This window comes from Gilliamella sp. Pas-s95 (assembly GCF_009795795.1).
Taxonomy (GTDB): domain Bacteria; phylum Pseudomonadota; class Gammaproteobacteria; order Enterobacterales; family Orbaceae; genus Gilliamella; species Gilliamella bombicola.
Window position 1 is genome coordinate 38,946 of the sequence record NZ_WTFC01000011.1, and the last position, 14,394, is coordinate 53,339.

Annotated in this window: 11 protein-coding genes; 4 read left to right on the top strand and 7 right to left on the bottom strand. The window is 36.5% G+C overall.

Annotated elements, in window-relative coordinates; translation table 11 throughout:
• Positions 1–67: 67 nt before the first annotated feature.
• Positions 68–1,840, bottom strand: a complete 1,773-nt coding sequence (locus GQ598_RS04450) for a Lon protease family protein (protein ID WP_202112673.1) — start codon at positions 1,838–1,840, stop codon at positions 68–70.
• A gap of 189 nt (positions 1,841–2,029) precedes the next feature.
• Here GQ598_RS04450 and GQ598_RS04455 point away from each other — a divergent pair, with 189 nt between their 5' ends.
• The gene (locus GQ598_RS04455; protein WP_160402528.1) at positions 2,030–3,802 is read left to right on the top strand and encodes a DUF3413 domain-containing protein; all 1,773 of its coding nucleotides are present in this window, start codon (positions 2,030–2,032) and stop codon (positions 3,800–3,802) included.
• A 44-nt stretch (positions 3,803–3,846) separates the two neighbouring features.
• Here GQ598_RS04455 and lipA read toward each other — a convergent pair whose 3' ends face one another.
• Positions 3,847–4,806, bottom strand: a complete 960-nt coding sequence (gene lipA, locus GQ598_RS04460; protein ID WP_091349827.1) for a lipoyl synthase — start codon at positions 4,804–4,806, stop codon at positions 3,847–3,849.
• 10 nt (positions 4,807–4,816) lie between these two features.
• Entirely contained in the window at positions 4,817–5,437 is a 621-nt protein-coding gene (gene lipB, locus GQ598_RS04465; protein WP_160402529.1) for a lipoyl(octanoyl) transferase LipB, read from the bottom strand.
• 366 nt (positions 5,438–5,803) lie between these two features.
• Between lipB and aceE the strand changes: the two genes are divergently transcribed.
• Genes aceE through lpdA form a run of 3 tightly spaced genes read left to right on the top strand, consistent with a single transcriptional unit; the run spans position 5,804 to position 11,516 of the window.
• Positions 5,804–8,470, top strand: coding sequence for a pyruvate dehydrogenase (acetyl-transferring), homodimeric type (aceE, locus tag GQ598_RS04470; RefSeq protein ID WP_160402530.1), 2,667 nt, complete (start codon positions 5,804–5,806; stop codon positions 8,468–8,470).
• 12 nt (positions 8,471–8,482) lie between these two features.
• Positions 8,483–10,075 (top strand): pyruvate dehydrogenase complex dihydrolipoyllysine-residue acetyltransferase, encoded by a 1,593-nt coding sequence (gene aceF, locus GQ598_RS04475; RefSeq protein WP_160402531.1) that lies wholly within the window; start codon positions 8,483–8,485, stop codon positions 10,073–10,075.
• Between the two features lie 16 nt (positions 10,076–10,091).
• Positions 10,092–11,516 carry a dihydrolipoyl dehydrogenase gene (lpdA, locus tag GQ598_RS04480; RefSeq protein WP_160402532.1) on the top strand — a complete coding sequence of 475 codons (1,425 nt, stop codon included), beginning with the start codon at positions 10,092–10,094 and terminating at the stop codon, positions 11,514–11,516.
• 113 nt (positions 11,517–11,629) lie between these two features.
• Here lpdA and GQ598_RS04485 read toward each other — a convergent pair whose 3' ends face one another.
• The 4 genes from GQ598_RS04485 to GQ598_RS04500 are packed head-to-tail and all read right to left on the bottom strand — an operon-like array spanning position 11,630 to position 14,265.
• The gene (locus GQ598_RS04485) at positions 11,630–12,457 is read right to left on the bottom strand and encodes a PTS system mannose/fructose/sorbose family transporter subunit IID (protein WP_202112674.1); all 828 of its coding nucleotides are present in this window, start codon (positions 12,455–12,457) and stop codon (positions 11,630–11,632) included.
• Between the two features lie 14 nt (positions 12,458–12,471).
• Positions 12,472–13,302, bottom strand: coding sequence for a PTS sugar transporter subunit IIC (locus GQ598_RS04490; RefSeq protein WP_160402533.1), 831 nt, complete (start codon positions 13,300–13,302; stop codon positions 12,472–12,474).
• 24 nt (positions 13,303–13,326) lie between these two features.
• Positions 13,327–13,818, bottom strand: a complete 492-nt coding sequence (locus GQ598_RS04495) for a PTS sugar transporter subunit IIB (RefSeq protein ID WP_160402534.1) — start codon at positions 13,816–13,818, stop codon at positions 13,327–13,329.
• A 27-nt stretch (positions 13,819–13,845) separates the two neighbouring features.
• Positions 13,846–14,265 carry a PTS sugar transporter subunit IIA gene (locus GQ598_RS04500; protein ID WP_160402535.1) on the bottom strand — a complete coding sequence of 140 codons (420 nt, stop codon included), beginning with the start codon at positions 14,263–14,265 and terminating at the stop codon, positions 13,846–13,848.
• Positions 14,266–14,394 lie beyond the last annotated feature (129 nt).

Here is a 14,394-nt window from a genome sequence, read left to right on the forward strand (position 1 = left end):
AAGTTACCTAGCGTTCTTTTTTATTCCATGATGAATAAAATTTTGGGCTAAAGTTTATTGGGTATTGTTACTTTTTGCAATATTTTTGCCATTTACTTAGCCAACTATCTTGTTTTTTGTCTTGTAATAATACTGCCTGCATACGTGCATGAATTAATTGGTAAAGATTAATACCACTTTTATCTTTATACGGAATACCTGTCAGCAAATAAAGAGCATCGGCAATATGTTCAACTGTCCATATTGAAAACTTATCTTGTTCAATAGCTTCAATAACTTCATCACATAAACTTAAATGGCGCTGATTTGTGGCGGGTATAATTACACCTTGTGCACCTGTTAAACCTTGATGCTGACAAACAGCAAAAAATCCTTCAATTTTTTCATTCACTCCACCAATTGCTTGAACATGACCAAATTGATCGACTGAACCAGTTATAGCCAATTGCTGATCGATAGGTTGTTGGGATAACGCGCTAATGATTGCACAAAGCCCTGCAAGCGAAGCACTGTCACCATCAATTTCACTGTAGGACTGTTCAAATACTAAAGAAGTTGAAAAAGGTAATTGGTGATGAATCGCAAATTCCGACATAATAAATGCTTGCATTATCATCATGCCTTTTGAATGAATGTTGCCGGCTAATTCGGTTTTGCGTTCAATATCAATTAGCTCACCATCGCCAAAATGGATAAGGCAACTTAAACGTGTTGGTTCACCTATAGCTTTTGGATGTCCTGGGTATTCAATGACTGATAAGCCATTTATTTGACCAACGACTTGATCTTTAGTGTTAATCATTATCTGATTGCTAAAAATCTGATCGTGTAGTCGCTCGTGCAAATAATTTTCTTGCCATGATTTTTGTTTTATTGCAGTTGTGATCGCTGATTCGTCAATTACACTATTTTGCATAAAATGAGTCGCATTGACTAATAGCGAATTAATCCAGTCGACCGAAAGTGGTAGGTAATATTGATCACCAGTATAGCGTGTTGCTTCTTTGTAAATTTTTGCAAAAGCTGAGGTATCAATATCAGGTAATTGTTGTTTATTGGCAATAAATTTTAAGTAGTTAATCCAGTGTTCAAGTTGTTCGGGTGATTTGATCTGTAATTCATTTTCAAATTCAGTATAAATAGATGTTGAATAAAATTCAGGTTCGAAATCTTGTAATTCGGCTAAACTTAATCTATCACCGACTAAAATGACACGTAAATCAAGTGGCATAGGCGGAATAGATAAAGGTAAAGGGTGAGATTCGTCAGCTGAAATCCACTCAAATTCTTGCTTTATTACCATTTGCTTTAGCTTTGTCCATAGCGATGGTTGGCTAAGGAGAGAGCGAAGACCTAAAATCAAAACGCCACCATTAGCACGATGAACCAGTCCTGCTTGTAATTTAATTGGACCATTTTCTGGTTGTCTAACACAACCAAAAAGTTTTTCAGCATCAACAGAAGAAGCAAATAAGCAATTGTTTTGAGCTGCAAAATTATCTTGCTTGCTTTTTGCTTCGGTTAGTGTAATTTTGCTTTCGCTAAAAAAATAACTGTAACCTAGTGGGGATGAAGGTAAATCACATTTAATGGCATGCTGGAATAAATCAAAAAAGAGTTCGCTTTCAGGTGCTTTAAGCAACATAAAACGTGGGCTATAACATACTCTTTTGTTGGGACATAATAGCGACAAGGCAGAAGCGACACGAGGTTGCCACATAAGTAAATGTTCTGATTTTTCTGACGCTAATACCGTTGAAGTATTAGTTGCGTTTCTGAGTTTAGAAATATGAGATAAATCAGGTTGGATCTGTTGTGCGTTGAGTTGTGTAATGGCCAAAATTATTGTCTTTTTGTTAGCTTATTTCATCTTGAAATTATAACAAGTATCCGATGTATCGCCAACAGATTACCAAAATCTTTGTGCTAACAAATAAAAAAATTACAGAAAGATTTTTTAAAATCAGGTAAACTAGGCCAAACCCTATTGTTTATTTAACTTCACTATCATCATTATCAACGACTAAACATGCTCAAAATCAAAAATACTTACTTCAAAGACGATCGTGCCTCACAAATTGTTAGCTGGGGACATTGGTTTACGTTGTTTAATATTTTTGTTGTAATTTTGCTTGGTAGTCAATATTTACTTATTGCAGATTGGCCTCGTACTTTTATGGGGCGATTTTATGCCATTATCAGTGCAATTGGTCATTTTAGTTATTTGACTTTTATCGCTTATCTAATTTTACTTTTTCCGTTAAGTTTTTTTATTCATTCTTCTCGATGGCAAAGGATTATTGCAACGGCTTTTGCAACAGTAGGTCTTTCATTATTGCTTATTGATATTGAGGTCTTTTCGCGTTTTAGAATGCATCTGAATTTGTCGATTTGGCAATTATTTTCAGCACAAAATGTTTCTTATTTAAGTACGGTATTTATTGCTATTCCATTTATTTTATTGATTGAGATTTTATTTTCATTATGGAGCTGGAAAAAACTACGTAGCTTAAGTAAACGCAAACGCTATGCAAAACCAATAGTGATTGTTTTTATTGTTTGCTTTGTTGCCTCGCATTTGATTCATAGCTGGGCTGATGCTAATTTTTATCGACCCATTACTATGCAGCGAGTAAGCTTACCACTTTCTTATCCTTTGACTGCCCGCCATTTTCTTGAACGTTATGGTTTTATGAAAGAAAACGGTTATCGGGATCGTGTTACGCAAGAAGGAAACCCTTTTGCGATGACAATTGAATATCCGTTGGGACGGATTGTTTATGATCAGCAACCAACAAAAAACAATGTACTAATGATTGTTATTGATGGGTGGAATGTTGATTTATTGACAAAATGTATGCCGTGGTTAAATGAATTTTCTCAAGATAATATTGCTTTTACTAATCATTATGGTGCAAGTAATCAATCTTATTTGAATGATTTTTCATTATTTTATGGATTAGATCCTAATTACTATAATAGTATTTTGGTTGGGCATAAGCCGTCCGTATTGCTCGAAGTTGTTACTAAACAACGCTATAATCTAGGATTATTTTCAGTAGACGGTTTTGCTGAACCTTTATATCGTTCGGCTTTGTTATCTAATTTCTCAATACCAGAATCTAAAAGAGAGTCTAATAAACAAATAACTGAAAACTGGATGAAGTGGCATGAAGAACAGAATAGTCTTGATAATCATGCACCTTTATTTTCTATAATCCAATATTCAATGTTTGATAAAAATAAAAAAGTGTCGATATCAACTCTTCAATCAGAAGCGAAAAAATTAGATCAGTATATTGAGTCATTAATTGCTTATTTAAGATTATCTAATGCCTATGATAATACGGTTATTATAATTACAGGTACGAATGATATTAAAATTGATGAAGCGAAAAAAATAGCATTACGTAATACAGATAAAGACTTTAATCGCGAAGCATTAAAAGTTCCTTTGATTATGTCATGGACAAATAAAGGAAGCGCACAAATAACGCAAGCAACTTCGCAAACTGATATTATGTGTACATTAATGCAAGACGTATTTTATGTCACAACACCGCCACAGCAGTATAGCCAATGTGAAAATTTATTTAACTTTAAACCTAGACAATGGTTAGTTGCTGGTGATGAAAATATGATCGCTGCACTTTATGATGATAAAACAGTGGTTTTAGATGCCTTTGGTCGTTCTAAAATTTATGATCTTAATGGTAAATTACAAAAAGGCGAAAAAATCAGCTTGCCGGTCTTTTTACAAATAGTCACTGAAAATCGCCGTTTTATGGTCGTAGATAATTGATTTAGTTTTTGGGTAGAACGAACAATAAAAAAAGAGGGTGAAGATTACTTCACCTCTTTACCCATTGCCTGTAAATCAGCATGATAAGATGAACGTACAAATGGTCCACAAGCTGCATGAGTAAAGCCCATATTTAATGCTGTTTGCTTTAATTCTTCAAATTCTTGTGGTGACACATAACGTTCAACCGGTAAATGATATTTGCTTGGTTGCAAATATTGACCTAGCGTCAACATAGTTACACCATGACTACGTAAATCTTTTAATACTTGAATTAACTCTTCGTTTGTTTCACCCAGCCCAACCATCAATCCGGATTTTGTAGGAATCTGAGGGTGTCGAGCTTTAAACGCTGCCAGTAATTTGAGTGATCCCTCATAGTTAGCTCCAGGGCGGATCTTTTTATATAAACGTGGGATATTTTCTAAGTTATGATTAAACACATCAGGTGGATTAGCACTTAACACTTCAATTGCTTCATCAATACAGCCACGAAAGTCGGGAGTGAGTGTCTCAACTTTTATATTGGGGTTTAAGGTTCGGATTTCTTGAGTACAAGAGGCAAAATGACTGGCACCACCATCTTTTAAATCATCCCTATCTACAGAAGTAATAACAACATAGCGTAACTTCATCTCTTGAATTGTTTTAGCTAATTTTATGGGTTCTTCTCGATCTGGCGGTAATGGTCTGCCGTGGGCAACATCACAAAATGGACAACGGCGAGTACAAATATCGCCCAAAATCATAAAAGTGGCTGTACCATGGTTAAAGCATTCAGCTAAATTGGGGCAAGAGGCTTCTTCACAAACTGAATGCAAACCATGTTTACGCATGGTGTTTTTGATATGTGCAATATTATCAGAGTGAGCAGATAATTTAATTCGCATCCATTCAGGTTTTTTAAGTGGCGCTGCATCTTCTAATGTGATTGTTGGGATTAAGCGTGTTTTATCTGCATCACGATATTTTGAGCTTCTGATCGTTGTTTCATTATTTTGCATATTAGGTATCTTAATACTTAGGTAGTTGATTAATAAAATTATCGGTTAATTGTTGTTTAATTTTGTTGCGGTCAATATTAAAAACATAGTCTTTTAATTGCGTCATTTGTAAGCCGGCATAACCACAAGGGTTAATGTTATTGAAAGGGGTAAGATCCATATCAATATTTAAGGCTAGTCCATGTAGGGTGCAACCTCGATTTATATGTAAACCAAGCGAACAAATTTTTTTATGATCAATATACACACCTGGAGCGTCTGCTTTTGTGTAAGCTATGATACCATAGTGTGCTAAAGTTTGGATGACACTATTTTCTAAAAAGCTCACTATATTGCGAATACCAATATGGCGTCTTCTTAAATCAATTAGGATATACATGATCTGTTGACCGGGGGCATGATAAGTAATTTGACCGCCGCGATCAGTTTGAATAACTGGAATATCTGTATGATTTAATAAATGTTCCGCTTTACCCACTTTACCTTGGGTAAATACAGGTTGATGTTCTACTAACCAAATTTCATCAACTGTTTGTCCATGACGATTTTGGGTAAAGTCATGCATAGCTTGATAAGTTTGCATATAGGGAACAATATGTAGGTCTTGGATGATAACATTATTAATGTTCATAGTGTTGCTTATTGTTATTGGTGGTATTAACAAAAAATTTATCAATATATATCAAATTTTACTATAATTTGACAACTTATAGATGACTTCGGTATAGACATACTATCTATTTTTTTGTATTTATTTATTAGTAAAATTTCCTTTTTATCAAGCAACTAACATTGTTTCCAATGTTATCATTGAAATAGTTGATTAATTTGATAGGAATTAACATGCTTTTCTAAGCTTTGGTTTGCTTTACTTTTTTTATGAAAATGGCAGACTGATGCAAATGAAACTCCATAATGCAGAGTTGTAATTTATATAGTTAGTTATAGCTAAGGATAGCAAATACTGCATTTTTTTAAACAAAAAAGAGGTTTTTATATGTCGGATATGCAAGTGAATGATATCGATCCCATTGAAACACAAGATTGGCTCAAGAGTCTTGATTCAATTATTCGCGAAGAAGGTATAGAACGTGCACAATATATTATTGAGCAAATAGTCAACAAAGCAAAAAATGGCGGTGTGCCACTACTTTTTGGTTCTTCAACAAGTAATTATGTCAATACTATCCCAGTAGAAGAACAACCTGCTTACCCTGGCGATTGGGAAATAGAACGCCGCATTCGTTCAATTGTTCGCTGGAATGCAATTATGATGGTGCTAAGGGCATCAAAAAAAGATCTGGAACTAGGTGGTCACATGGCATCATTCCAGTCTGCTGCTACATTTTATGAAGTTTGCTTTAACCATTTCTTCCGTGCACGCAACGAAAAAGATGGTGGTGATCTGGTTTATTTCCAAGGGCATATTTCACCAGGTGTTTATTCACGCGCATTTATTGAAGGTCGTTTAACCGAAGAACAACTAGATAATTTCCGTCAAGAAGTGCATGGTAAAGGACTACCTTCTTATCCTCACCCTAAATTATTACCTGAATTTTGGCAATTCCCAACAGTCTCAATGGGGCTTGGTCCTATTAGTGCTATTTATCAAGCACGTTTTTTAAAATATTTAGAAAATCGTGGGTTGAAAGATACTTCTGAACAGACAGTCTATGCATTCTTAGGTGATGGTGAGATGGATGAACCAGAATCAAAAGGTGCAATCACCGTTGCAACGCGTGAAAAATTAGATAATTTGGTATTTGTTATCAACTGTAACTTACAACGATTAGATGGTCCAGTGACCGGTAATGGTAAAATTATTAATGAACTTGAAGGCGTATTTGCTGGCGCAGGCTGGAATGTGATTAAAGTTCTTTGGGGTGATCGTTGGGATAAATTACTACAAAAAGACAAATCAGGTAAATTAATTCGTCTAATGAATGAAACACTTGATGGCGATTATCAAACATTAAAATCAAAAGATGGCGCATATGTACGTGAGCATTTCTTTGGCAAATATCCAGAAACTGCTGAATTAGTTAAAGATATGTCTGATGAAGAAATCTTTAAATTAAATCGCGGTGGTCAAGATCCTGCTAAAATGTTTGCTGCATTCCAACGTGCAAAAGAAACAAAAGATCGCCCAACAGTTATTCTTGCTCACACCATTAAAGGTTATGGTATGGGTGCTGCTGCTGAAGCGAAAAATATTGCTCACCAAGTGAAAAAAATGAATATGGATGGAGTGCGTCATGTACGTGATTTCTTCAATATTCCTGTAACAGATGAAGCACTTGAAAAATTACCTTATATCAAATTTGAAGAGCACACGCCAGAATACAAATATATTCATGAACGTCGTAATGCATTACATGGCTATGTTCCGTCAAGATTAACCAAATTCTCTGGTACCGTTTCTATTCCAGCATTAAGTGAATTCTCATCACTACTTGAAGCACAATCAAAAGAAATCTCAACCACAATTGCGTTTGTTCGTGCACTTAACATCATGCTTAAGGATAAAGAATTAGCACCACGCTTAGTGCCAATTTTGGCTGATGAAGCGCGTACTTTTGGTATGGAAGGCTTATTCCGTCAAATTGGGATTTATAACCCACATGGGCAACAATATACGCCACAAGATAAAGAGCAAGTTGCTTATTATCGTGAAGATGAAAAAGGTCAAATTTTACAAGAAGGGATTAATGAATGTGGCGCAACGGCTTCATGGCTAGCTGCTGCAACATCATATAGCACCAATGATTTCCCAATGATTCCATTCTACATTTACTATTCTATGTTTGGTTTCCAACGTATTGGCGATTTAATGTGGGCAGCTGGCGATCAGCAAGCACGCGGATTTATGATCGGTGGTACATCTGGTCGTACAACATTAAATGGTGAAGGTTTACAACACCAAGATGGCCACAGCCACATTCAATCATTAACCATACCTAACTGTATCTCATATGATCCTGCTTATGCTTATGAAGTTGCGGTTATTATGCAAGACGGTTTACGTCGTATGTATGGCGAACAAGAAAACGTTTACTACTATATTACAACACTCAATGAAAACTATGCACAGCCTGCAATGCCAGAAGGTGCAGAAGAAGGCATTCGTCGTGGTATTTATAAACTTGATACTGTTGAAGGTCAAAAAGGTAAACCGACTGTTCAGTTATTAGGTTCTGGTTCGATTTTACGTCATGTACGTGATGCGGCTGACATCTTAGCTAAAAACTATGGCATTAGTTCTGAAGTTTATAGCGTAACATCATTTACTGAACTTGCTCGTGATGGACAAGACTGTGAACGATACAATATGTTACATCCAAGTGAAACACCAAAAGTGCCTTATGTTGCACAAGTTATGAATAACAATCCAGCAGTAGTTTCAACTGATTATATGAAAATTTTTGCTGAGCAAATTCGCGGATTTGTACCTTCTGAAAGTTATCGAGTGCTTGGTACTGACGGCTTTGGTCGCAGTGATAGCCGTGAAAATTTACGCCATCACTTTGAAGTTGATGCATCTTATGTTGTAGTTGCAGCATTGGGTGAACTTGCTAAACGTGGCGATATCGAAGTTAGCGTTGTTGAAGAAGCGATCAAAAAATTCGAAATCAATGCTGATAAACTTAATCCACGAATTGCATAAGAGGTTGTTATAATGAGTATTCAAATTAAATTACCCGATATTGGCGGTGATGAAGTCGAAGTGACCGAAATTCTGGTTAATGTTGGTGACAAAGTTGAAGCTGATCAGTCAATTATGACTGTTGAAGGTGATAAAGCATCAATGGAAATTCCAGCACCACAAGCCGGTATTGTTAAATCTATTTCGGTAAAAATTGGCGATAAAGTCCAAACCGGTGTAGATATTATGGTATTTGATGAACAAGGTGGTGCAGAGCCTGCAGCACCAGCACCAGAAGCACCAAAAGTTGAAGTCGCACCAACGGCTGCTGCCACAAGTCAGACTGTTGATGTCAATGTACCTGATATCGGTGGCGATGAAGTTGAAGTGACCGAACTTTTAGTAAAAGTTGGCGATACTATATCTGTTGATGACTCGTTAATTACCGTTGAAGGTGATAAAGCGTCAATGGAAGTACCAGCAAGCATTGCTGGCACAGTTAAAAGTATCACAGTAAAAGTGGGTGATAAAGTGAAAACAGGTTCCAAAATTATGGAATTTGAAACCACAACTAGTGCAGCGCCTGCTACCCAAACAGCGCCAGCAGCTTCAGCTCCTGTTGCTGAAAAAGCCGCACCAGCATCTACACCAGCACCTGCTGCCACAAAATCAGCGCCTGTAGCATCAGGTAATGACTTTGTTGAAAATGATGCTTATGCGCATGCAACTCCATCAGTGCGCCGTTTAGCGCGTGAATTTGGCGTAAATCTCGCTAAAGTCACCGCGACAGGTCCTAAAAACCGTATTTTACGTGAAGACATTCAAGCGTACGTTAAAAATGCAGTTAAGCAAGTTGAAAGTGGCGCTACAGGTGGTGCATTGCCAGGTTTATTACCATGGCCAAAAGTTGATTTCAGCAAATTTGGTGAAGTTGAAAGCCTACCATTAACTAAAATTCAAAAAGTATCAGGTGCAAATTTACACCGTAACTGGGTCATGATCCCACATGTGACCGAGTTTGATGAAACCGATATTACTGATTTAGAAGCATTCCGTAAGCAACAAAATGCAGAAGCTGATAAGAAGAAGCTCGACCTTAAGATCACACCTTTAGTGTTTATCATGAAAGCGGTAGCTAGCGCATTAGCAGCGTATCCACGCTTTAATAGCTCATTATCTGAAGATGCTCAAACCTTGATTATCAAAAAATACATTAATATTGGTGTTGCTGTTGATACTCCAAATGGTCTTGTTGTACCAGTGTTTAAAGATGTTGATAAAAAAGGCATTGTTGAACTTTCTCGAGAACTTGCGGCAATTTCCAAAAAAGCGCGTGAAGGTAAATTGACTGGTAGCGATATGCAAGGTGGCTGTTTCACTATTTCTAGCCTTGGTGGTATTGGTACAACCTCGTTTACACCAATTGTTAATGCGCCAGAAGTGGGTATTTTAGGTGTATCTCGTTCTAGTATGAAACCAGTTTGGAATGGTAAAGAGTTCACACCACGCTTAATGTTACCTTTATCATTATCCTTTGATCACCGAGTGATTGATGGTGCGGATGGTGCACGCTTCTTAAGCCATATTGTTAACGTCTTATCCGACTTACGTCGTTTAGTGATGTAATTAAGGAGATCAAATTATGAGTCAAGATGTTAAAACGCAAGTTGTGGTTTTAGGGGCAGGACCAGCGGGTTATTCCGCTGCGTTCCGCGCGGCTGACCTTGGACTAGATGTGACCCTTGTTGAACGTTATTCAACACTTGGTGGTGTCTGTTTAAATGTAGGCTGTATTCCATCAAAAGCATTACTGCATGTTGCAAAAGTAATGGATGAAGCAAAATCATTAACTGAACATGGTATCCATTTTGGTACGCCGAGACTTGAATTAGACAAAGTGCGTGGCTGGAAAGAAAAAGTCATTAGTCAGCTGACTAATGGGCTTGCTGGCATGGCAAAAATGCGCAAAGTCAATGTGATTCAAGGTGAAGCGCAGTTTACAGGTAGCCATACCATGGATGTGACCTCTTCAAAAGGCATCACTAAAATTACCTTTGATAATGCCATTATTGCAGCGGGTTCTCGTCCAATTAAATTACCTTTTATTCCACATGATGATCCGCGTATTTGGGATTCAACAGATGCCTTAGCGCTAACTACCATTCCTAAAAAATTATTATTAATGGGTGGCGGAATTATTGGTCTTGAAATGGGTACTGTATACCATGCATTAGGTTCAGAAGTGGATGTGGTTGAAATGTTTGACCAAGTGATCCCAGCTGCTGATAAAGATGTGATTAAAGTCTTTACTAAGCAGATCCAAAAGAAATTCACTTTACGACTTGAAACCAAAGTGACCACCGTTGAAGCCAAACATGATGCAATTTACGTCACCATGGAAAAGAAAGACGGCAGCACCGAAACCCATACTTATGATGCGGTATTAGTGGCGATTGGCCGTACGCCAAATGGTAAGTTAATTAATGCAGAAAAAGCTGGCGTTAACGTCACAGATCGTGGCTTTATCGAAGTGGATAAACAGATGCGCACCAACGTACCACACATTTATGCCATTGGTGATATTGTGGGACAACCAATGCTTGCGCACAAAGGCGTACACGAAGGGCATGTGGCAGCAGAAGTCATTGCTGGTAAAAAACACTTCTTCGATCCAAAAACGATTCCTTCTATTGCCTATACCGAACCAGAAGTGGCGTGGGTGGGCTTAACTGAAAAAGAAGCGAAAGAAAAAGGCATTGATTATGAAGTGTCAATCTTCCCATGGGCTGCATCAGGACGTGCTATTGCTTCAGATTGTTCAGAAGGGATGACAAAACTGATCTTCAATAAAGCAGATAATCGCTTGCTAGGTGGTGCAGTTGTTGGTGTAAATGGCGGTGAATTACTAGGTGAAATCACCTTAGCTGTTGAAATGGGCTGTGATGCAGAAGATATTGCATTAACTATCCATGCTCACCCAACATTGCATGAATCGATTGGCTTAGCTTCTGAAATTTATGAAGGCTCAGTCACCGATTTACCTAATGCCAAAGCAAAGAAAAAATAGCGACAACAAGTCATTTATTTATTTAGTAAAATGCCGTTAGCTCAAACTAACGGCATTTTTATTTTTCTGACTTTTATATTTAATTACTGTTCAGTTTAAGGTCTTTGCGTAGATTAAAATATACCAATAATTACACCGAGTGAAGTAATTGCAGTCAGAATTAAAATGACTTTTGTGGCTGTCATTTGTTTTGCAGACACTAACCACCAAGCAAGTAAAACCATAGTCAAAGGTAGTATTTTCGGGAATATACCATCAAGTACACTTTGTAATGACCGCATGCTATCACCCATTGGAATTTCCAATTGCGAATTTAGCACAATATTACCAGCAGCAAGTCCTCCAACTACCATAATTCCTAGAATATTAAAAGCATCGGTAATTCGTTTTACATTATCGCCAATAATATTATCAATGGCATTTACACCAAGTTTATAGCCATAATGAAAGCTTATATAAGAAATTAAAGGACCTAAAATACCATAAGATAAAATATAAAAGATTGGACCAATGGCATTTCCTCCCGCTGCCATTCCCATTGCAATTGATAACAAGATAGGAACGATAATACCTTGAATTAAAGAATCGCCTATACCAGCTAACGGACCCATTAATGTTGCTTTGATATTCACCGGCAATTCTTCTGGCACATTATTACCTAATGCTATCTCTTCTTCCATTGAAGCAACAATACCATTTATGATTTGACCTGTTTGTGGTTCTGTATTGTAAAACATCGAATGTCTTGTTAATAATCGACGTTTTGCTTCTGGATCATTTTTGTAATATTTTTCAGCAAATGGGATATAAGAAAATGCCCAAGCATGTGCTTGTAATTTTTCATAGCTCATAGATGATAAATGTGTAAATCCCCATCGATACCAAATTTGACGTAATTCTTTTCTGGTTAATTTTGATTGGTTATTCATTTTTTTATCCATTTTTAGTTCTCCTATCAAAATAGATCATCATCTTCAAAAATATTTGAATTTGAGTTATTAGGTTCTTTGACAGCGGAAGAAGCTGGTTTATTAATTGCCATATAATATAGATAAGCAACTAAAGCTGAAATAAACACCAACGCGATCATACTTAAACCGGCAAAAGCCAATAAAACAAAGCCGGCAAAAAAGAATATAAGCTGAATTTTTGACTTAATAACGATATTCATTAACATGGCAATACCAAGCGCTGGTAAGACACCACCTAAAACAGAAATAATTTTTGTGATGACTTCAGGGACATTACTTAATAACCAATCGACTAGACCTGAACCATAGAAAATAGCTAAGAAAACAGGGACTGCCCGTAATAAAAATGTTGTTACTTGGGGGTAAAATAAATGATTTAAAATAATACCTCGAGTATTATTATGTTCTGCAGCTTGTTGTGCTTTATTATTCCAGAATGAATAAAGTGCCATTCGAGTGTTGTAAAATATTAAACCAAAAGTTTGCCCTAATAATACTGATAATGTTACTGCTACAGCGGGTTCTTTTGTTGTTGCTAAAGCTAAACCAATACCTCCATAAGCAGCATAAGTGATCTCACTATTAGTTGCTCCTCCTGTTGATAAGTTAGCGATAAAAACAGCTTGAACAGCTAAGCCACACAAAACACCCGCTTGTACATCGCCAAAAGCAAATCCAACTAATAACCCTGCAACTAACGGCCTACCTACAATATAAAAACCGCCTGACATACCAAATAACCAAGGTGATTCTATGGCGCCTAAGTAACAGAATATTCCTGTGAGTAAGGCTGGAATAAATAGTGTTGTCTCCATAATATTCTCCTCAATGAATGAGATCTATAAAGTGTCATATTTCTTTTTCATAATTGACCAAGTTTTAGGCTCATCGTCTGGTAAAAGTTGAAATTCAATCTTAATACCTTGAGCTTCAATATATTCAAAAGCTTTATAGTCATTTTCATCAATAGCGACGGTCCTTCCTAATACTTTTGCTCCTGCCCGAGTATTCATACATCCTATATTTAATGTTGGATTCAGTTTAGCTCCAGCTCTGAGCAGTTTTTCAAATGTTTGTGGGGAGTCACTGATTAAAAAAAAGTTTTTAGTTGATTCCATACCTTGTTTTATTTTATCTACACCTTGTTCAACGGTATAAATTCCAATTTTTAGTGTGCCTGCAGCTGCTTTTAATACACGTTTTCGTAATTCATCCGAGGCAATATTGTCGCCTACAACAAGTATTCCATCGACGGGTCTGACTTTTGTCCAACGTGTCATTATTTGACCGTGAATGACACGATCATCTACTCTGGTTAATGTAATTGTCATAAATCTTTACTCCTATCGTATAACTTATTAAAAATCTATGTCTTCATTATTGCTTATTGTTGCTGGAGCCAATAAAACCGAAGTTTGACCAGCTTCTAAAATTGAATTAAGCAGATTTGGTATATTGGATTCTTCTAATGAAGTGCCTGCTTGGATTAGCATTGGCAAATTTAATCCAGCAAATAAAAAAACTTTATCGGGATGAGCAAGCATGTAACGTAATGTTTCGTTGTAAGGTGTACCTCCCATTATGTCACTTAAGACGATCACTGTTTTATTATCGTTTATCTGTTCATCAAGAACTTTCGTTAATCTAAATGAAAAATCACCAATTCCGTTTTCATCAAGCTTGACTGCAATGAATTTTGATGTATCGCCTGCAATCATTTTATAACTTGTCAAAATTCCCTCACACAAATCACCATGTGAAGTTATAACTATTTTCATTATGATAGTACTCCTTGTGGTTATTGTTTAAATATATGTTTACATATTTTTTTGCTAAAACAAATGGATTGAGTTGTATTTTTCATTAATTGAGAAGTATGTCACGATTTTAAAGGAAACCTCATTGAC

Bases quoted from the DNA above. Each gene is read 5' to 3' on its own strand.
- GQ598_RS04500 (WP_160402535.1), bottom strand. From the start codon at position 14,265: ATGAAAATAGTTATAACTTCACATGGTGATTTGTGTGAGGGAATTTTG.
- lipB (WP_160402529.1), bottom strand. From the start codon at position 5,437: ATGAACATTAATAATGTTATCATCCAAGACCTACATATTGTTCCCTAT.
- GQ598_RS04455 (WP_160402528.1), top strand. From the start codon at position 2,030: ATGCTCAAAATCAAAAATACTTACTTCAAAGACGATCGTGCCTCACAA.
- lpdA (WP_160402532.1), top strand. From the start codon at position 10,092: ATGAGTCAAGATGTTAAAACGCAAGTTGTGGTTTTAGGGGCAGGACCA.
- aceF (WP_160402531.1), top strand. From the start codon at position 8,483: ATGAGTATTCAAATTAAATTACCCGATATTGGCGGTGATGAAGTCGAA.
- GQ598_RS04490 (WP_160402533.1), bottom strand. From the start codon at position 13,302: ATGGAGACAACACTATTTATTCCAGCCTTACTCACAGGAATATTCTGT.
- GQ598_RS04495 (WP_160402534.1), bottom strand. From the start codon at position 13,818: ATGACAATTACATTAACCAGAGTAGATGATCGTGTCATTCACGGTCAA.
- lipA (WP_091349827.1), bottom strand. From the start codon at position 4,806: ATGCAAAATAATGAAACAACGATCAGAAGCTCAAAATATCGTGATGCA.
- aceE (WP_160402530.1), top strand. From the start codon at position 5,804: ATGTCGGATATGCAAGTGAATGATATCGATCCCATTGAAACACAAGAT.
- GQ598_RS04485 (WP_202112674.1), bottom strand. From the start codon at position 12,457: ATGGATAAAAAAATGAATAACCAATCAAAATTAACCAGAAAAGAATTA.